Consider the following 19,492-nt stretch of genomic DNA (forward strand, 5'->3'; position numbering starts at 1 on the left):
GGCATCCGTGGGATGCCCGGCCTTGTGCGACGGAAACCGTTACGGCAGCGGACCGCCGGCGGCGATGGCCGACAGGGTGGCGAACTCGTCACCCTTCAGCGACGCGCCGCCCACCAGGGCCCCGTCGATGTCGGCCTGGCCGACCAGTTCGCCGACGTTCTTGGCGTTGACCGAACCGCCGTAGAGGACGCGGACGCCCGCGGCCACTTCGGGATTCGCCAGTTCGGCGAGCTCCTTGCGGATGGCGCCGCAGACTTCCTGCGCGTCGGCCGGAGTGGCGACCTTGCCGGTGCCGATGGCCCAGACCGGCTCGTAGGCGATGACGACCTTCGAGATCTCCTCCGCCGTCAGGCCCTTGAGCGAACCGCGCAGCTGCTCGAGGTTGTACTCCACGTGGGTCTTGGACTCGCGGACGCCCAGGCCCTCACCGATGCAGACGATCGGGGTGATGCCGTACTCGAGCGCCTGCTTGGCCTTGGCCAGCACGGTGGCGTCGTCCTCGTTGTGGTACTGACGCCGCTCGGAGTGACCCACCACGACGAAGGTGCAGCCCAGCTTGGCGAGCATGGACCCGCTGATCTCGCCGGTGTAGGCGCCCTCTTTGTGAGTGGACACGTCCTGAGCGCCGTAGGTGATCAGGAGACGGTCACCCTCGACCAGGGTCTGCACGCTGCGCAGGTCCACGAACGGCGGGATCACCGTGACGTCGACCTTGTCGAAATACTTCTCCGGCAACGCGAATGCGATCTTCTGCACCAGAGCGATGGCCTCGAGGTGGTTGAGGTTCATCTTCCAGTTGCCGGCGATCAAAGGCTTACGTGCCATGACTCAGTCCTCCAGAACCGCGAGACCGGGGAGTTCCTTGCCCTCCAGGTATTCCAGCGACGCGCCGCCACCGGTGGAGATGTGCGAGAAACCGTCGTCGGGCAGACCCAGGGTGCGCACCGCCGCGGCCGAGTCGCCACCGCCGACGACCGTGAACGCGCCCTTCGCGGTGGCCGTGGCGATCGCCTCGGCGACACCGCGGGTACCGGCCGAGAACTTCTCGAACTCGAACACGCCCATCGGGCCGTTCCAGAACACCGTCTTGGCCTCGGTCAGCAGCGCGCCGAAGCGGGCGGCCGAGTCGGGGCCGATGTCCAGACCCATCCAGCCGTCCGGAATCTCGTTGGCGGGCACCGTCTTCGACTCCGCGTCCGCGGCGAACTTGTCGGCCACCACGATGTCCACCGGCAGGTGGATGACGTCGGCGTACTTGTCGAGCAGGTCCTTGCAGGTGTCGATCATCTCTTCCTGCAGCAGCGAGGTGCCCACCGAAAGGCCCTGTGCGGCAAGGAAGGTGAAGCACATGCCGCCGCCGATGACCAGCGTGTCGACCTTCGGCGCGAGGGCCTCGATGACCGCCAGCTTGTCGGAGACCTTGGAGCCGCCGAGCACCACCGCGTACGGGCGGGCCGTATCCTCGGTGAGCTTCTTCAGCACCTCGGTCTCGGCCGCGACCAGCGTGCCCGCGTAGTGCGGGAGCAGCTTGGCCACGTCGTAGACCGACGCCTGCTTGCGGTGCACCACACCGAAACCGTCGGACACGAAAGCGCCGTCGTCGCCGACCAGTTCGACCAGGGCGTTGGCGAGCTTGGTGCGCTCGGCATCGTCCTTGCTGGTCTCACGCGCGTCGAAACGGATGTTCTCGAGCAGCATGACATCACCGTCGGTGAGGCCCTCGGAACGGGCGAGCGCGTCCTGGCCCACCACGTCACCGGCCAGCTGGACATTGCGGCCCAGCTCCTCGGCCAGTCGCGCGGCGACCGGGGCGAGGGAGAACTTCGGGTCCGGCTCACCCTTGGGGCGGCCCAGATGCGCGGTCACCACGACCTTGGCGCCGGCCTCGGCCAGCGCCTTGATGGTCGGCGCGGACGCGATGATGCGGCCCGGGTCGGTGATGACGCCGTTGTCGAGCGGCACGTTCAGGTCCGAGCGCACCAGCACGCCCCGGCCCTCGACGCCCTCGTTCAGCAGATCCTGGAGAGTCTTGATGGTCATCGGCGCTTACAGGGACTTGCCGACGAGGCCGACGAGGTCGGCGAGACGGTTGGAGTAGCCCCACTCGTTGTCGTACCACGAGGCGACCTTGACCTGGTTGTCGATGACCTGGGTCAGCGGCGCGTCGTAGATGGAGGAGTGCGGGTCGGTCACGATGTCGGAGGAGACGATCGGGTCGACGTTGTACTTCAGGATGCCCTTCATCGGGCCGTCCGCGGCGGCCTTCATGGCGGCGTTGATCTCCTCGACCGAGGCGGCGCGCGCCAGGTCGACGGTCAGATCGGTGAGCGAACCGGTCGGAACCGGCACGCGCAGCGCGTAACCGTTCAGCTTGCCGAGCAGCTCGGGCAGCACCAGGCCGATGGCCTTGGCGGCGCCGGTGCCGGTGGGCACGATGTTCAGCGCGGCGGCGCGGGCGCGACGCAGATCCGAGTGCGGGCCGTCCTGCAGGTTCTGGTCCTGGGTGTAGGCGTGCACGGTGGTCATCAGACCACGCTCGATGCCGAAGGAGTCGTTGAGCACCTTGGCGATCGGGCCCAGGCAGTTGGTGGTGCAGGACGCGTTCGAGATGATGTTCTGCGAACCGTCGTACTTGTCGTCGTTGACGCCCATCACGATGGTGATGTCCTCGCCCTTGGCGGGCGCGGAGATGATGACCTTCTTGGCGCCGGCGGCCAGGTGGCCCTTGGCCTTGGTGGCGTCGGTGAAGATACCGGTGGACTCGACGACCACGTCGACACCCAGGTCGCCCCACGGCAGGGCGGCGGGGCCCTCCTTGATGGCCAGCGCGGTGATGCGCTGGTCGCCGACGACGATGGTCTCGTCGCCGTCCAGGGAAACGTCCTGCGGCAGGCGACCGAGGATCGAGTCGTACTTCAGCAGCGTCGCCAGCGACTTGTTGTCGGTCAGGTCATTGACCGCCACGATCTCGATGTCGGTGGTGCCGAGGGCCTTCTGCGCCTCGACGGCTCGGAAGAAGTTTCGCCCGATGCGGCCGAAGCCGTTGATACCTACCCGGACAGTCACGTTTCGCTCCTCAGCTTTGCGGATCGTTTCCGTTGCAGGGCTAACCCTAGCCTTGTAACGGAAACATCACGGACACACCCCCGCCACGGTGAACTACCGAAACGTTCACATACGTCACAGACGACCGGAAGCGCCGCAACCGTTGGGGTTGCGACGCTTCCGGACGGAATCACCGTGCGGTTGGCCTCAGTTTAGGCGGCACCGCAGCGGAATCATGCCTCTTCGAGCAGCTCTGCGGTGACGGCACTTTCGGTGTCTGGCACGCCGAGTTCCTTGGCGCGCCGGTCCGCCATCGACAGCAGTCGCCGGATCCGGCCCGCGACAGCGTCTTTCGTCATGGGCGGATCCGCCAGCTGACCCAGCTCCTCGAGCGAGGCCTGCCGGTGCAGCACCCGCAGCTTGCCCGCGGCGGCCAAGTGGTCGGGAACATCGTCGCTCAGTATTTCGAGCGCCCGCTCCACCCGGGCCGCGGCGGCCACGGCCGCGCGCGCCGACCGACGCAGATTCGCGTCGTCGAAATTGGCCAGCCGGTTCGCGGTCGCCCGGACCTCGCGGCGCATGCGCCGCTCCTCCCAGGTGAGCCGCGTGTCCTGCGCACCCATGCGGGTGAGCAGGGCGCCGATGGCCTCACCGTCGCGCACCACGACGCGATCGGTGCCGCGCACCTCGCGCGCCTTGGCCGAGATGCCCATGCGCCGAGCCGCGCCGACGAGCGCGAGCGCCGCCTCCGGCCCGGGGCAACTCACCTCGAGCGCCGAGGACCGGCCCGGCTCGGTGAGCGAGCCGTGCGCGAGAAACGCCCCGCGCCAAGCCGCTTCGGCGTCACCGATGCTGCCGCCCACGACCTGCGCGGGCAGGCCCCGGACCGGCCGGCCGCGCACGTCGAGCAAACCGGTCTGGCGCGCCAGCGCCTCGCCTTCCTTGGAAACTCGCACTACATACCGGGAGGTTTTCCGGAGCCCTCCGGCGCCGAGGACATGCACGTCCGAGCCGTACCCGTACAGCTCGAAGATCTCTCGACGCAGCCGACGCGCTATGGAACCCATATCCACTTCGGCTTCGACGATCACCCGACCGCCGACGATGTGCAATCCACCGGCGAACCGCAGTAGCGCGGACAATTCCGCTTTGCGCGAGCTCACCTGTGATACAGAGAGCCGGCTCAGCTCGTCCTTCACTTCCGCTGTCATCGCCACGAGACGCGCTCCTTTCCACCCAACCCGGACCGCACACGTTGGCCCATATGCCGTCCTTCGACTCGAAGCCCTGCTGATTCCGGCCGAGGTTGCCGGATCACCTGATCCAGTGCGGCGGCAAGCTTTCCGGGGTGGTGCCGGTCCGTCCCCGCCTCGGCGACATCAGCGAAGGTTACTCGCGCACGCAGCTGTTCGGCAGCTCTTGCCAGATGTTCGCGTTCCCTACCCTCGGGTACGGAACCGGAGTCCACCAGAACATGGTCGACTGTGAAATCCGGTGCGTGCTGGGACAATACATGCAGGTGCCGTTCCGCGGAGAATCCGGCCGTTTCGCCCGGTTCGGCAGCGAGGTTGAGCACCAGCACTTTCCGCGCCCGCGTATGCAGCAGCGCTTCGTGCAAATCCGGCACCAGCACGTGCGGAATGACGCTCGTGAACCAGCTCCCGGGGCCCAGCACGACCACGTCCGCGTGCTCGATCGCCGAGGTCGCCTCGGGGCTGGCGGGCGGATCCGAGGGGATCAGCCGCACCCGGCGCACCTTGCCCGGCGTGGTCGCCACCGCCACCTGACCGCGGATGCAGCGACTCACCCGCGGATCGCCTTCCAGCCCAGAGACATCCGCCTCGATGGTCAGCGCGATCGGTGACATGGGTAGCACTCTTCCGGTGACCCGCAGAATCTTTCCGGCCTCGTCGAGGGCCGCGACGGGGTCGCCCAGCTCCTCGGTCAAGCCCGCCAGAATGAGATTGCCGACCGAGTGCCCGGCCAGCGCGCCGGTGCCGCCGAAGCGGTGTTGCAAAGTTCGCGCCCAGTGCCCGTCGGCCTCTTCGGCCAAGGCCACCAACGCCATTCGGAGGTCGCCCGGCGGCAGCATGCCCAGCTCCGACCGCAAGCGGCCCGAGGAGCCGCCGTCGTCGGCGACAGTGACCACCGCGGTGATCTTGCGCGTGAGCCGCCGCACGGCGGTCAGCGTCGCGTACAGCCCGTGCCCACCGCCGAGCGCCACGAAGGCGGGATTGGCGGTGCGGCCGGAAGTGCTCTCACTCATTCCCGCCCCAGATCCCGGTGGACCACGCGCACGACGTCACCCGAATCGCTGTCCGCCGCATGGCCCGCCAACGCGTCACCCAGCGCCTCCGCTATCGCCACACTGCGGTGTTTACCGCCGGTGCAGCCCACTGCCACGGTCATGTATCGCTTCCCCTCTTGGCGGTAGCCCTCGGTCGTCAGGTCGACGAGATGGTGCGCGGTGCCCAGGTAGTCCTGTGCGCCCGGGCGCGACAACACATACTCGCTGACCGGGGCGTCCTGCCCGGTTTTTTCGCGGAGTTCGGGAATCCAATGTGGATTCGGCAGGAAACGCAAATCGAACACCATGTCGGCGTCGAGCGGAACTCCGTACTTGAACCCGAACGATTGCACGGTCAACTGCAATACTGCGGCGGCGTCACCGCCGTAGACCTCCTCGAGCTTGCGGTGCAACTGGTGGATCGACAGCGCGGTGGTGTCGATGACGACGTCCGCGGCGGTCTTCACCGGATCCAGACGGCGGCGTTCGGCGGTGATGCCGGCGGTCAGGGTGCCGTCGGCGCTCTCGCTCTGGAGCGGGTGGCGGCGGCGCGCGAAGCCGAAGCGGCGGATCAGCACGTCGTCGGAGGCCTCGAGGAACAGGATGCGGGTGCGCACACCGGCGGACCGCAGCTGTTCGACCACCGCGGACAGATTCCCCGTGAAGAAGCGGTTGCGCACGTCCATGACCAGCGCGAGTTTGCGGATCGGCGGATCGGCGGATCGGCCCAGATCGACCATCCGGCCGATCAGTTCGGGCGGCAGATTGTCGGCGACGTAGTAACCCAGGTCCTCGAGCACCTTGCCCGCGGTGCCGCGGCCGGCGCCGGACAGGCCGGTCACGATGACCACCTCGACCGGAGCGGGTTCGGAACCGGGCCGCCCCTTGCGGGGATTCGGCTGGGACTCGCCTGATTCGGTTGCCGGGTTGTTCTCGGCAGTAGCTGTGCTGTCTTCGACGCGCGTCATGTCCTACCGGTTCGTGTCTGGAGTTCCCTCGATCATCCTGCACCGACGCCCGCGAACCCGGCAGGCGAGCGGTGGGAGCGCAACACAGCTGTGATTTCCGCTCCCGACCAGCACACACGGCGTGTCGCAAATTTCCCGTTCGGCGTGTCGCACTCTACCCGGTGGGTCCCCGTCCGACGCGCCGCGAAACGCCGACGCTCTACTGCTGGCGCAACGCCTCCAGGACCGCCCTGGCCGTCGCCACGCCGATGCCCGGGACCTCGGTGATCTGCTCCACCGTAGCCTCCTTGAGCTTGGCGACCGATCCGAAATGCGTCACCAGCGCGGTCTTGCGAGTCGACCCCAGCCCCGGCACCGAATCCAGCGCCGACGCCGTCATCCGCCGCGACCGCTTGGAGCGGTGGAAGGTGATGGCGAAGCGGTGCGCCTCGTCGCGCACCCGCTGCAGCAGGTACAGCGCCTCACTGGTGCGCGGCATGATCACCGGGTCCGGCTCGTTGGGCACCCACACCTCTTCCAGGCGCTTGGCCAGGCCGATCACCGCGACATCGGTGATGCCCAGCTCGTCGAGCACCTCCGCGGCCGCGTTCACCTGCGGCGCACCGCCGTCCACCACGTACAGGTTGGGCGGATAGGAGAAGCGGCGCGGCTTGCCGGTCTTCGGGTCGATGCCGGGCAGCCCGGGTTCGGTTGCCTCGGAATCGGATTCGAGCTCGGCGGCCTCGGCGGCGTCGAGTTCGCGCCGCAGCTTGCCGAAGCGGCGGCGGGTCACCTCGGCGATGCTGCCGACGTCGTCGGAGCGGCCCTCCCCGGCGGCCTCCTTGATCGTGTAGTGCCGGTACTCGGACTTGCGGGCCAGCCCGTCCTCGAACACCACCAGCGAGGCCACCACATCGGTGCCCTGCACATGGGAGATGTCCACGCACTCGATGCGCAGCGGCGCGCTGTCCAGGTCCAGGGCGTCCTGGATTTCCTGCAGCGCGGCCGACCGCGCGGTCAGGTCACCGGCGCGTTTGAGCTTGTGCTGGGCGAGGGCTTCCTGCGCATTGCGCTGCACCGTCTCGGCCAGGGCCTTCTTGTCCCCGCGCTGGGGCACCCGCAGCTGCACCGCCGACCCGCGCAGCCCCGACAGCCACTGCTGCACCTGCTCGTGATCGTTGGGCAGGGCCGGGACCAGCACTTCGCGCGGAACCACCGCGCCCGGTTGCTCGTCACCGCTCTGCGCGGCGACCGAGGTCTGCTCGCCGTAGAACTGGGTCAGGAACTGCTCGACCAGCGCGGGCAGCTCGCCCCCGGCCGCCGCGGCGTCGATGGCGTCGCCGGACTTGTCGACCACCCAGCCGCGCTGACCGCGCACCCGCCCGTCGCGGACGTGGAAGATCTGGACCGCGGCCTCGAGCTCGTCGACGGCGAAATCGATGACATCGGCGTCGGTGCCGGTGCCCAGCACCACGGCCTGCTTCTCGAGCGCGCGCTTGAGCGCCTGCACGTCGTCGCGCAGCCGGGCGGCGTTCTCGAAGTCGAGCTCGTCGGCGGCCTCGTGCATGCGGCGTTCCAGCTGCTTGACCAGGCGGTCGGTCTTGCCGGAGAGGAAGTCGCAGAAGTCGTCCACGATGTCGCGGTGCTCGGCCGCGCTCACCCGGCCGATGCACGGCGCGGAGCACTTGTCGATGTAGCCGAGCAGGCAGGGCCGCCCGATCTGACTGTGCCGCTTGAAGACTCCGGCCGAGCAGGTGCGCACCGGGAACACCCGCAGCAGCAGATCCAGGGTCTCGCGGATGGCCCAGGCGTGGGCGTACGGACCGAAGTAGCGGACGCCCTTCTTGCGCGCGCCGCGGTAGACGAAGACGCGGGGGTACTCCTCGTTCAGGCTGACCGCCAGCACCGGGTACGACTTGTCGTCGCGGTAGCGGACATTGAAGCGCGGATCGAATTCCTTGATCCAGTTGTATTCCAGCTGCAGCGCTTCCACCTCGGTGGACACCACGGTCCACTCGACACCGGCGGCGGTGGTCACCATCTGGCGGGTGCGCGGATGCAGCCCGGCCACATCGGCGAAGTACGAGTTCAGCCGCTGGCGCAGGCTTTTCGCCTTGCCGACATAGATGACCTGGCCGAACGTGTCCCGGAACTTGTAGACACCCGGTTGGACGGGGATGGTGCCCGGGGCGGGCCGGTAGGTCGCGGGATCTGCCACGGGTCCAGGTTAGTCAGTGCCTCCGACACCCCATCCGCGGCGCTCTCGGCGACGAAGTATGGACAAGATCAATCATCAGGAGAGGGAAGCCCACATGATCCGTCTGCGCACTCGCCGCCGCTCGCTCGCCATCGTGGGCGCGGTCTGCCTGGCCGCGGCCGCCCTGGTAGCGGTGTCGGTGCCCGCCACGGCCGAGTCGGACGACGCGTCGATCCTGGTGTCCGGGGTGCTCGCCGGATACCGGTCACCCTCCCTGTTCTGCGGTGGGGCGGTGCTGAACTCCCCGGTCGGCGTGCAGGCCGCCTGACCGAGCGCGCCACGCCGGAACAGCGATCTCCGCGAGTTTCGGCGGTGCGGCGGGTCTCGCGAGTCAGTATGGATGAACTGTTTCGCTTGATCTGTCCGTATACGAGGGAGTTTGTTCGATGACGAACCATCACCATCTCCACCCGCGCCGCCGGTCGCTCGCGATCGGTTCCGCACTCGGCATCGGCGCGGCGGGCCTGATCGCGGTATCGGCTCCGGCCGCCCACGCCGATTCGCCCTGCCGCATCGACCGGACGCTCGACACCGCCACCTTCACCTGCCCCGCGGACACCTGGTACGCCGCCGTGGTGCAGTGCCTGGGCGCCCGACAGGTCGGCAACGGCTACCAGTCCCCCACCTACATCGTGGGCGACTCGCCCCGGCCACTCATCCCCATGACCATCGAGTGCAAGGGTGAGGGCAAGAACGGCATCGTGCTCAACGCCTGGACCGACGGCCCCTTCTGAACCATCGGCGATCCGGGCGTTCCCGGAGCGCTACGCGATCTCGCGCCGCAAACGCGGTGCGAGATCGCCCTTTTCGCCCACCTCCACGGTGTCCAGTTCCAGCCAGTCCGCCATCTCCCGCAGCGCGGAAGCCAGCGCCCCCGCGATCCGGGTATGATCGCGTCCCGGCTCGGCGAAGGCGGCCGGCACCAGCAGCCGCCCGCTCGCGCGCTCGGCGCGCAGGTCCACCCGCGCGACCAGTTCGCCGTCGAGCAGGAACGGGAAGACGTAATAGCCGTGCACCCGTTTGTGTTCCGGGGTGTAGATCTCGATGCGGTAGTGGAAGTCGAACAGCCGCTCGGTGCGATCGCGGAAGAAGATCAGCGGATCGAAAGGGCACAGCAGGGCCGCGCCGACGACGCGGCGGGGCGTGCGGGCCTCGGCGTGCAGGTAGGCGGGCTTGTCCCAGCCCCGCATGGTGACCTGCTCCAATTCCCCGGCATCGAGGAGATCGGCGATGGCGGGTTCGGTCTGGCGGCGGGTGAGCCGGTAGTAGTCGCGCAGATCGGTCTCGGTGCCCACGCCGTGCGCCCGGGCCGCGCGGCGCACCAGCTCGCGGATCGCGTCCGCCTCGTCTGGTTCGCGGGAAACCACCTCGGCGGGCAGGACGCTCGCCGCGAGGTCGTAGTGCCGTTGGAAGCCGACCCGGCGGGGCACGGTCAGCTCCCCGGCCGCGAACAGCGCCTCGCACACCACCTTGGTGTCGCTGTAGTTCCAGCCCCAATTGTCCTTGGCCCGTGGCCGATCCAGCTCCAGGTGCCGTTCGATCTCCCCCGCCGTGCTGGGGCCGTACTCCTTGACCACGCCGAGCACATCGTCGGCCAGGCCCGGATTGCGTTCCAGCACTTGCCGCATGCCGTTCCAGCGACCGTGCCGGTACTGCACCATGCGCCAGCGCATCAGCGGCCAGTCCCGCACCGGGATCAGCGCCGCCTCGTGCGCCCAGTATTCGATCAGCTGCCGCGGCTTGCGCGCGCTGTGCCCCCACGCGGCATCGTCGAGCAGGGTCCGATCGTAGGCCCCGATGCGGCTGAACACCGGCGCGTAGTGCGCCCGCACCACCGCCGACACCGAGTCCAGCTGGAGCAGCCGGGTGCTGTCGAGGACCTTCATGACCGTGCGTCGGGTGGGCGGCGCGCTGGGCCGGGCGGACCCGAACCCCTGGGCCGCGAGTGCGATGCGGCGCGCCGCCGCAAGTGACAGGGATCCGGTCGGCGATGTCGGCACACTCGAACCATGCCACGACCCACCGACAACCCAGCCCGATACACAACTGTATCGAGCACCTGTACAGCAGCGACCTCGTTGGATACATTCGTGTATCGAACTTCGACACCAAGGAAATGGGCATGATCGAGAACCCGGATGTCATCGTGGTCGGGGCCGGTCTGGCCGGTCTCGTCGCCACGCACGAGCTGGTCAAGGCGGGTAAGCGAGTCCTGATTCTGGATCAGGAGAACCGCGCCAACCTGGGCGGGCAGGCGTTCTGGTCGCTGGGCGGACTGTTCTTCGTGGACAGCCCCGAACAACGGCGGCTCGGCGTCAAGGACAGCCTCGAGCTGGCCATGCAGGACTGGCTGGGCTCGGCCGGCTTCGACCGCGAGGACGAGGACCACTGGGCGCGGCAGTGGGCGCGCGCCTACGTGGAGTTCGCGGCCACCGAGAAGCGCCAGTACCTGCACGATCTCGGACTGCGGGTGACGCCGCTGGTCGGCTGGGCCGAGCGCGGCGGCGAAACCGCCGACGGGCACGGCAATTCGGTGCCGCGCTTCCACCTCACCTGGGGCACCGGACCCGAAGTCGTGCGCGTATTCCTCGAACCCGTGCTCGAGGCCGAGCAGCGCGGGCAGGTCGGATTCGCGTTCCGGCATCGCGTGGACGAACTGATCGTGGAGGATGACACCGTCACCGGGGTGCGCGGCAGCGTGCTGGAGGCCGCCACCGAGGACCGCGGCGTCGCGTCCTCACGCACCGTCACCGACGAGTTCGACCTGCGCGCCGCCGCGGTGATCGTCTCCTCCGGCGGTATCGGCCACAATCACGAACTGGTGCGGCGCAATTGGCCCACCGAGCGCCTCGGGCCCTGCCCGGAGCACATGATCGCGGGCGTCCCGGCGTACGTCGACGGCCGCATGCTCGGCATCACCGAGGCCGCGGGCGGTCGCATCGTGAACCGGGATCGCATGTGGCACTACACCGAGGGCATCCACAACTGGGATCCGGTATGGCCCGATCACGCCATCCGCATCATTCCCGGGCCGTCGTCGCTGTGGTTCGACGCCAACGGAAAGCGCATGACCGCACCGGCTTTCCCGGGTTTCGACACCAATGCCACCATGAAGCAGATCCTGGCCACCGGCTACGACTACTCGTGGTTCATCCTGACCCAGTCGATCATCGAGAAGGAGTTCGCGCTCTCGGGCTCGGAGCAGAATCCCGATATCACCGGCAAGGACCTCAAGCTCACGCTCAAGAGCCGGGTGGCCAAGGGCGCGCCGGGACCGGTGGAGGCGTTCAAGCAGCACGGCGTGGACTTCGTGGTCGCGGATACGCTGCCCGAACTGATCGCGGGGATGAACAAGATCTCGCGCGGCCCGCAACTGGACGCGGCCGACATCGAACGCCAGATCGTGGCGCGCGACCGCGACGTCGAGCACAAGTTCAGCAAGGACGCCCAGCTCATGGCCGTCAACAACGCTCGGCGCTACCTGGGCGACAAGCTCGGCCGGGTGGCCACGCCGCACAAGATCCTCGATCCGGCGCACGGCCCGCTGATCGGCGTGCGGCTCAATATCCTGACCCGCAAGACCCTGGGCGGGCTGCAGACCAATCTGGACTCGCAGGTCATCCGCCCCGACGGCACCCCGTTCCCGGGGCTGTACGCCGCGGGCGAGGTCGCCGGTTTCGGCGGCGGCGGGGTGCACGGCTACAACGCGCTGGAAGGCACCTTCCTGGGCGGCTGCATCTTCTCCGGCCGGGCCGCGGGACGGGCCCTGGGCCGCACCCTGAAGTGACGACTTCGGTTGCCGCCCACCGGATTCCGGTGGGCGGCAACCATCGTCAGTCGACGGCGAACCAGCGGTAGCAGTCGCGGCGCAGCAGCAGCGCCAGCACGATGCCCGAGACCATGATGCCGCCGAGCACGGTGAACGGTCCGACGCCCGTGGGCATTTCGGCCGACATCAGGGTGAACACCCCCAGGAAGACCTGCAGGCTGGACACGCCCAGCGCGGTCACCCAGATCCAGCGCGACCGCAGGCCGAACAACAGGGCCACACCGCCGGTGACCCAGGCGGCGAAGAAGTGGCCGATGCTGCCCGCCACGCTGTCGAAGCCGGCCGGAATGGACAACAGGCTGTGCAGCACGGCCAGGCCGGTCGCGCCGAGCGCGGCGATCTGGGTCTCACGAACCTTGGCGGGCACAACGGCGTCCGCGCTCTCGCGGCGCAGCCCCCGCACGCCGTCGATCACCCGCTCGAAAAATGTGGCTGGAACGCCGTTTTCCGTGCCTACCGGTGTCATTTCCACCTCGTCGGCAACAGCCGAGTACGAACTCACAGCACTCCTCGTCGAGTAACCCCTGGTGGCGCGCCCCCTGCGAACCCGCCGAACCTGACGCTAACCAAATGTTCAGAGTGCGGACAATCTTGTCGACGAAGTTATGACCATGGCCACAGCGGATAGCCGGCATATACAAACAGTGATCTCGAACACATAACGGCCGCACGCAATTTCGCGTGCGGCCGTCGATAACACCAGGTCCGATACTACTTGTCGTCCATCGGGATCGGCGGAAGGACAGGGAATTCCCCGGTGTAGCCCTCGCGCATCCTGGCGATGGCCAGCACCCGCGGGCTGGCGATCCGCCACCCGATGGCGAGCGCGGGCACGATGATCACCAGGCTGGCCACCGTCCACGTACCGACCGGCCGGTCGAAAGCCATCAGGATCAGGACCAATCCCAGGAACACCAGCGTCGCGATCCCGGTGTAGGGGGCGCCGAACATCCGGAACGCGGGCCGCTCGGCCAGGCCCTGCTTCGCCAGGTAGAACAGCTTCAACTGGCACAGCACGATGGTCGCCCAGGACGCCAGAATGCCCAGCGAGGCAACATTCAGCACGATTTCGAACGCCTGCGACGGCACGATGTAATTCAGCCAGATACCGAACAACGCGATGGCGCTGGTGAGCAGAATTCCGCCGTAGGGAACACCCGCACTCGACATGCGCGCGGTGAATTTCGGCGCGCTGCCGTTCATCGCCATCGAACGCAGAATTCGGCCGGTCGAATACAGGCCCGCGTTCAAACTCGACAATGCCGCGGTGAGCACCACGAAATTCATGATCGAGCCCATGTGCGCGACACCGAGTTTGGCGAAGAAGGTGACGAACGGGCTCTCCCCCGCCTTGTAGGCGGTGTAGGGCAGCAGCAGCGCCAACAGAATCACCGAGCCGCAATAGAACAGCGCGATTCGCAGGATGACCGAATTGATGGCGCGCGGCATGATCTTCGCCGGGTTCTCGGTCTCGCCCGCCGCGATGCCGACCATTTCCACCGCGGCATAGGCGAACACCACGCCCGAGGTGACGGTGACCAGCGGCAGCACGCCGGTCGGGAACCAGCCGCCCGCGGCGGAGATCATGCCGAAGCCGGTGGCCTGGCCGTCCACCTCGAACCGTCCGGCGAAGAAGACGGTGCCGACCACCAGGAAGGTGACCAGGGCGAGCACCTTGATCATGGCGGCCCAGAATTCCATCTCGCCGAACCACTTCACCGACGCCAGATTGATGCCGAGCACGATGACGAGCGCGCCCAGCGCCAACAGCCATTGCGCGACCGGCTGGAAGGGACCCCAGTAGTGCAGATAGGTGGCGACCGCGGTGGTATCGACGATGCCGGTCATGGACCAGTTCAGGAAGTACATCCACCCGGCCACGAATGCGGCCTTCTCACCGAAGAATTCGCGCGCATAGGAGACGAAGGAACCCGAGGACGGGCGGTGCAGCACCAGTTCGCCGAGCGCGCGCAGGATGAAGAAGACGAAGGCGCCACAGATCAGGTACACCAGGAACAGCGATGGCCCGGCATTGGCGAGGCGACCGCCGGCGCCCAGGAACAGGCCGGTGCCGATGGCGCCACCGATGGCGATCATCTGCAATTGCCGGGGTTTCAGGGCTTTGTGGTAGCCGCTGTCCTCGGCATTGAGGCTGGTGGCAGTTGTCCGGATCTCGGTCATACGCCGGGTTAACCCTCCGCTATCGTGAAACGAGGCCGTCCGAGAGTACCCTGTCGTTTGCTGACCGCCATGTCGGCGCTCCGGGCAGCGTCAGCGCCGTCGGTTCCAATGCTTCGAGCAGCGATTCGAGCCAATTCATCGGCGATTGCCCTGGAAGTGCTGATCATCCAGAGGTGAGCAGACCGGTCAAACCGCCGCCCCCGCGCGCTCACGGGGCTAGAGTCCGGTCATGAGGCGCTTGCGACGAACCGGGAGCGGCGCTGCCGCCCTGCTGCTGTCGATCGGAATGCTCACCGCCTGTTCGTCATCGGCGAACGAGAGCGCGTCGTGCACGGTGTCCCCCAACGGAACTCCGGTCACCTCCGGCGTTCCGGCCGGGCCGAGCGCAACGAATCTGGCGCTGCATCCGGAGGTCGCCACCGGCTACCGCACCGGCATGACGCCGGTGCGCACCGGCGGATTCGCGGTCTCCACCGCCAATCCCGTCGCCACCGAGGCCGCCTGCCGGGTGCTGCGCGACGGCGGCACCGCCGCGGACGCGCTGATCGTGGCGCAGACCGTGCTGAACCTGGTGGAGCCGCAGGCCACCGGCATCGGCGGCGGCGCGTTCCTCATGTACTTCGACGCCGCGACCAAGAGTGTCGACGCCTACGACGGCCGCGAGACCGCGCCCCGGGCCGCCACCGAGGACTACCTGCGCTACATCAGCCCCACCGATCACACTGTGCCGCAACCCAACGCGCGCGCCAGCGGCCGCTCCATCGGCGTGCCGGGCGTGCTGCGCATGCTGGAACTCGCGCACACCGAGCACGGCAAGCAACCCTGGCGCGATCTGTTCACCCCCGCGGTGAACCTCGCCGACGACGGCTTCAAGATCTCCCCGCGCATGGCCACCCAGATCGCGGCGTCCGCGGCGGACCTGGCCCGCGACGACGGCGCCCGCGCGTATTTCCTGCTCCCCGACGGCAATCCGAAGCAGGCGGGCACCACACTGGTGAATCCGGCCTTCGCCAAGACCCTCTCGGCCATCGCCGCCGACGGCGCGAACGCCTTCTACACCGGGGCCATCGCCGCCGACATCGTCGACACCACCGCCACCACCTCCGGCGGCCGCACCCCCGGCCTGCTGGCGCTCGCGGATCTGTCGTCGTACCAGGCCAAGAAGCGCACCGCGGTGTGCTCGCCGTATCGCACCCACGAGATCTGCGGCATGCCGAATCCCTCCTCGGGCGGCATCACCGTCGAGTCGGCGCTGGGCATCCTGTCGAATTTCGATCTGGCCGCGATGAAACCGACCGACGTGTCCGGCGACAGCACCGCCGCACGCGACGGCGGCAAGCCCACCGCCGAGGCCGTGCACCTGATCGCCGAGGCCGAGCGACTGGCCTACGCCGACCGCGACAAGTACATCGCCGACTCGGATTTCGTTCCGCTGCCGGGCAATTCACCGCAGACCCTGCTGGACCCGAACTACCTGAAGCAGCGGGCCGCGCTCATCAACCCGAGCAAGAGCCTGGGCACCGCCCAGCCGGGCGACTTCGGGCCGGTCCCGGTCGGCAACGGGCCGCAACAGCCCGAGCACGGCACCAGCCACATCTCGATCGTCGACAAGTACGGCAACGCGGCGTCGATGACCACCACGGTCGAATCCGCGTTCGGGTCCTTCCATTTCGTAGACGGATTCATTCTCAACAACCAGCTCACCGACTTCTCCGCCGAACCCCGGGACAAGGACGGCGCGCCGGTCGCCAACCGCATCGACGCGGGCAAACGACCGCGCAGCTCCATGGCGCCGACCCTGGTGTTCGACCGCGCCCCCGACGGCAGCCGCGGCGCGCTCAGCCATGTCACCGGGTCGCCGGGCGGGGCGGTGATCATCCAGTTCGTGGTGAAAACCCTGGTCGCCATGCTGGATTGGGGGCTGAATCCGCAGCAGGCGGTGTCGATGATCGACTTCGGTGCGGCCAATACGCCCACCACGAATGTGGGCGGCGAGCATCCGGCGGTGAACGCCACCGACAACGGCGATCACGACGTCCTGGTCCAGAAGCTGCGCGCGTCCGGCGATCAGGTGTCGGTGGCGCCGCAATCGAGCGGACTCTCGGCGCTGGTCCGCGACGGCGACGGCTGGATCGGCGGTGCGGATCCCCGCCGCGAGGGCGCGGTGCTCGGCGGCCCGCGCTAGGCGGCGTCAGGCGCGCCCGACCGCGGGCGGGTCGAGCCTCACGAACGGGGCCAGTGCCGACCGCGGTAGCTCTCGATATCGGCGTTGAATCGGGCCAGCAACGACGCGAGCGCCGACACGTCCTCGTCGGACCAGGCGGCCAGGATCTCGTCGAGATGCCGAAGGCTCTGTGCCCGTTCGGCATCGAGCCGGGCGGCCCCTTCGGCGGTGACACGGAACTTGCGGGCGATGCCGCCGTCGGGGTCGGGGATGCGTTCGGCCAGGTCCGCGCGCAGGAGCGCGGCGGTCTGCCGATTGAGGGTGGAGGCGTCCAGCCCCAGCGTGTCACTGAGCTGACCGATCGACATCGGGCCCTCTCCGCGCAGCAGGCTGAGTAGCAGATAGGCGCTGCGGTCGAGGCCGTTGTCGCCTTTGCGCGGAATCAGGCTGTAGCGGCCGAACAGCATGGTCTCGAACTCGAGCAATTCGGTGGGCTTGGTCAATTCCGTCCTTTCCGCGGTCTCCACACCCTACGTGTGACGGGCGCCGGACATCGATTATGCATCATGCACTCGATGTGTATAGTGCACATAGATCGACGATGAGGAGAACCCCCATGACCAGACCCGAGTCCGCTGCTCGGGCTGCCGGCGCCCCGCCGGAGCCAACCCGCGCCGGCAGCACCCTCGCGGTGCTGGCCTACACCGGCGTCGTCGCCTCGCTGATGCAGACCCTGGTGGTCCCGCTGCTGGGTGACCTGCCCCGAATCCTGCACGCGTCCGCGTCGAACGCGTCGTGGGTCGTCACCATCACCCTGCTGGTCGCGGCCGTGGCCACGCCGGTCGCGGGCCGGCTCGGCGACATGTACGGCAAGCGCCGCATGCTCATCGCCTCGACCATTCCGATCATGGTGGGCTCGATCGTGTGCGCGGTGTCGACCTCGCTGATCCCGATGATCATCGGACGCGGGCTGCAGGGCCTGGGCGTGGGCACGATCCCGCTGGCCATCGCCCTGCTGCGCGACGTGATGCCGCCCGAGCGCCTCGGTTCGGCCATCGCGCTGATCAGCTCGTCGCTGGGTATCGGCGGCGCGCTCGGCCTGCCGATCGCGTCCGCGGTCACCGAGTACAGCAACTGGCGTGTGATGTTCTGGGCCGCAGCGGGTCTCGTGGCGATCGCCACCGCGCTCATCGTCCTGGTCGTCCCCGAAGGCGCCTCCGAAGGACCGTCGGGCCGCTTCGACGTTCCCGGCGCGCTCCTGCTCGGCGCGGCCCTGGTGTGCCTGCTGCTGCCGGTGTCGAAGGGCGCGGCCTGGGGCTGGACCAGCGGCTCGACCCTCGGACTGTTCGCCGCGGCCCTGGTGCTGCTGCTGGTGTGGGGCTGGTGGGAACTGCGCTCGCCCGAACCGCTGGTCGATCTGCGGATCACCGCCCGCCCGCAGGTCCTGATCACCAACCTGGCCAGCATCGCGGTCGGCGTCGGCCTGTACGCGCTACAGCTGAGCCTTCCCCAGCTCATGCAGCTGCCCGAGTCGCTCGGCTACGGCCTGGGCCAGTCCATGGTCATGATGGGCGTGTGGATGGCCACCGGCGGCATCATGATGATGCTCATCTCGCCGATCGGCGCGAAGCTGTCCGCGGCGCGCGGCCCGAAGACCACGCTGGTCACCGGCACGCTGATCATGGCCGCCGGTTACGGTGTGGCCCTGCCGCTGATGGGTTCCATCGGGGGCCTGGTGGTCGTCAACATCATCTGCAGCACCGGTGTCGCCTTCGCCTACGGCGCGATGCCCGCGCTCATCATGGGCGCGGTGCCGCAGTCGGAGACCGCGGCCGCAAACAGCTTCAACACGCTGATGCGCTCGATCGGCACCTCGGTCTCGGCCGCGGTGGTCGGCGCGGTGCTGGCGCAGATGAGTGTGCAGATGGGCAGCCACAGCATCCCGACCGAGCACGGCTTCCGCACGGTGTTCCTGATCGGCAGCGTCGTATGCCTGGTCGCCGCGCTGATCGCGGTGCTGATCCCGGTGCGGCGCGCGGTGCAGTCCGTTCCCACGCAACGGCCGGAGACCGAGAAGGCCTTCGCGGAGAACTGATTCCGAACCGGATCGGGCGAGGCACAGCCATCCGTCCGCCGCGGCCACGACGGCGCGGCGACGGATGGCTTACTTGTTCTCGCCGGTGTACTTCGCGCCGAGTTCGCGGAACCGGTCCATGGCCTCGGCCGCGCGCATCTTGTCGTTGGAGCGGATGGCCATCATGGGCACGTACTCGTCGTGCACCAATTCCAGGCGCGCCCAGGACTTCTTGTCCGGGAAGGAGATCCCGCGGATGTCCTGCCACCCGAACTCGCTGTCGCCGACGATATTGCGCACCATGACACCACGCTTGCCGACCCGCACCCGGGGCCGGGTCAGGGTCAGCACGCCCGCGGCCAGCACCAGGCCGAACGCCGCCAAGCCCAGCTGATCGGACACCCGGAAGTTGACGCCGGTGGAGCCCTGGCGCAGCACGATGCCGCCGAAGATGAAGACGGCGGCCAGCACCGCGGCCACGATCCGCACGGTGATGATGGCGCGGTGCGGGCGGACCTCGAGGTCCCACTCGCCGTCGGTGTTCGCGGCGGTGTCGGGCTTCGTCTCTGCCATGGGTGCTTCGGACTCCGGCTTCTGCTGCTCGCTACCGGCCTGCGTCGGGTGCTCGGCAGGCCCTTCCGTCGTCGCGGGGTGGCGCGGCGGTTCCTCCTCGGAGCCGCCGCGCTTCCAGATCCGGACGACGGGCAT

17 protein-coding genes are annotated in these 19,492 nt (G+C 68.3%); 5 read left to right on the plus strand and 12 right to left on the minus strand.

Annotated features, from left to right (window positions below; genetic code table 11):
- Positions 1–39: 39 nt before the first annotated feature.
- From tpiA to uvrC, 7 genes are all read right to left on the minus strand, one after another.
- A complete protein-coding gene (tpiA, locus tag ABZ382_RS03270) occupies positions 40–825 on the minus strand; it encodes a triose-phosphate isomerase (RefSeq protein WP_357083201.1) in 786 nt (261 codons plus the stop codon).
- Positions 826–828: 3 nt separating this feature from the next.
- On the minus strand, positions 829–2,040 hold the full coding sequence (locus ABZ382_RS03275) for a phosphoglycerate kinase (RefSeq protein WP_357083204.1): 1,212 nt from the start codon (positions 2,038–2,040) through the stop codon (positions 829–831).
- Positions 2,041–2,046: 6 nt separating this feature from the next.
- Positions 2,047–3,066, minus strand: a complete 1,020-nt coding sequence (gene gap, locus ABZ382_RS03280) for a type I glyceraldehyde-3-phosphate dehydrogenase (RefSeq protein WP_357083207.1) — start codon at positions 3,064–3,066, stop codon at positions 2,047–2,049.
- Positions 3,067–3,278: 212 nt separating this feature from the next.
- A complete protein-coding gene (gene whiA / locus ABZ382_RS03285; RefSeq protein ID WP_120736392.1) occupies positions 3,279–4,262 on the minus strand; it encodes a DNA-binding protein WhiA in 984 nt (327 codons plus the stop codon).
- Positions 4,253–5,311 (minus strand): uridine diphosphate-N-acetylglucosamine-binding protein YvcK, encoded by a 1,059-nt coding sequence (gene yvcK / locus ABZ382_RS03290; RefSeq protein WP_357083211.1) that lies wholly within the window; start codon positions 5,309–5,311, stop codon positions 4,253–4,255. Before yvcK ends, whiA begins: the two co-directional genes overlap by 10 nt.
- Entirely contained in the window at positions 5,308–6,300 is a 993-nt protein-coding gene (gene rapZ, locus ABZ382_RS03295) for an RNase adapter RapZ (protein ID WP_357083214.1), read from the minus strand. The genes yvcK and rapZ overlap by 4 nt, the downstream gene beginning before the upstream one ends.
- Positions 6,301–6,499: 199 nt before the next feature.
- A complete protein-coding gene (uvrC, locus tag ABZ382_RS03300; protein WP_357083217.1) occupies positions 6,500–8,497 on the minus strand; it encodes an excinuclease ABC subunit UvrC in 1,998 nt (665 codons plus the stop codon).
- A 94-nt stretch (positions 8,498–8,591) separates the two neighbouring features.
- Between uvrC and ABZ382_RS03305 the strand changes: the two genes are divergently transcribed.
- Both ABZ382_RS03305 and ABZ382_RS03310 read left to right on the plus strand, forming a co-directional pair.
- Positions 8,592–8,804: a hypothetical protein gene (locus ABZ382_RS03305; RefSeq protein WP_357083220.1), complete on the plus strand. Its 213-nt coding sequence runs from the start codon at positions 8,592–8,594 to the stop codon at positions 8,802–8,804.
- A gap of 118 nt (positions 8,805–8,922) precedes the next feature.
- On the plus strand, positions 8,923–9,270 hold the full coding sequence (locus tag ABZ382_RS03310) for a hypothetical protein (RefSeq protein WP_357083223.1): 348 nt from the start codon (positions 8,923–8,925) through the stop codon (positions 9,268–9,270).
- A gap of 30 nt (positions 9,271–9,300) precedes the next feature.
- Here ABZ382_RS03310 and ABZ382_RS03315 read toward each other — a convergent pair whose 3' ends face one another.
- Positions 9,301–10,536 carry a crosslink repair DNA glycosylase YcaQ family protein gene (locus ABZ382_RS03315; protein WP_357083226.1) on the minus strand — a complete coding sequence of 412 codons (1,236 nt, stop codon included), beginning with the start codon at positions 10,534–10,536 and terminating at the stop codon, positions 9,301–9,303.
- Positions 10,537–10,658: 122 nt separating this feature from the next.
- Between ABZ382_RS03315 and ABZ382_RS03320 the strand changes: the two genes are divergently transcribed.
- On the plus strand, positions 10,659–12,323 hold the full coding sequence (locus tag ABZ382_RS03320; RefSeq protein ID WP_357083229.1) for an FAD-binding dehydrogenase: 1,665 nt from the start codon (positions 10,659–10,661) through the stop codon (positions 12,321–12,323).
- Positions 12,324–12,369: 46 nt separating this feature from the next.
- Here the strand turns inward: ABZ382_RS03320 and ABZ382_RS03325 are convergent, their stop codons facing one another.
- Together ABZ382_RS03325 and ABZ382_RS03330 are read right to left on the minus strand one after the other, a co-directional pair.
- The gene (locus tag ABZ382_RS03325) at positions 12,370–12,780 is read right to left on the minus strand and encodes a hypothetical protein (protein WP_357083232.1); all 411 of its coding nucleotides are present in this window, start codon (positions 12,778–12,780) and stop codon (positions 12,370–12,372) included.
- A 296-nt stretch (positions 12,781–13,076) separates the two neighbouring features.
- Positions 13,077–14,546 (minus strand): amino acid permease, encoded by a 1,470-nt coding sequence (locus ABZ382_RS03330; RefSeq protein ID WP_357083235.1) that lies wholly within the window; start codon positions 14,544–14,546, stop codon positions 13,077–13,079.
- A 286-nt stretch (positions 14,547–14,832) separates the two neighbouring features.
- Between ABZ382_RS03330 and ABZ382_RS03335 the strand changes: the two genes are divergently transcribed.
- Positions 14,833–16,731 (plus strand): gamma-glutamyltransferase family protein, encoded by a 1,899-nt coding sequence (locus tag ABZ382_RS03335; protein WP_357084013.1) that lies wholly within the window; start codon positions 14,833–14,835, stop codon positions 16,729–16,731.
- A 38-nt stretch (positions 16,732–16,769) separates the two neighbouring features.
- Here the strand turns inward: ABZ382_RS03335 and ABZ382_RS03340 are convergent, their stop codons facing one another.
- Entirely contained in the window at positions 16,770–17,213 is a 444-nt protein-coding gene (locus ABZ382_RS03340; protein WP_357083238.1) for a MarR family transcriptional regulator, read from the minus strand.
- A 113-nt stretch (positions 17,214–17,326) separates the two neighbouring features.
- Between ABZ382_RS03340 and ABZ382_RS03345 the strand changes: the two genes are divergently transcribed.
- Entirely contained in the window at positions 17,327–18,805 is a 1,479-nt protein-coding gene (locus ABZ382_RS03345) for an MFS transporter (protein ID WP_357083241.1), read from the plus strand.
- Positions 18,806–18,874: 69 nt separating this feature from the next.
- Here ABZ382_RS03345 and ABZ382_RS03350 read toward each other — a convergent pair whose 3' ends face one another.
- The gene (locus ABZ382_RS03350) at positions 18,875–19,492 is read right to left on the minus strand and encodes a PH domain-containing protein (RefSeq protein WP_357083244.1); all 618 of its coding nucleotides are present in this window, start codon (positions 19,490–19,492) and stop codon (positions 18,875–18,877) included.

This window comes from Nocardia sp. NPDC005825, from assembly GCF_040630175.1.
Classification (GTDB): Bacteria; Actinomycetota; Actinomycetes; order Mycobacteriales; family Mycobacteriaceae; genus Nocardia.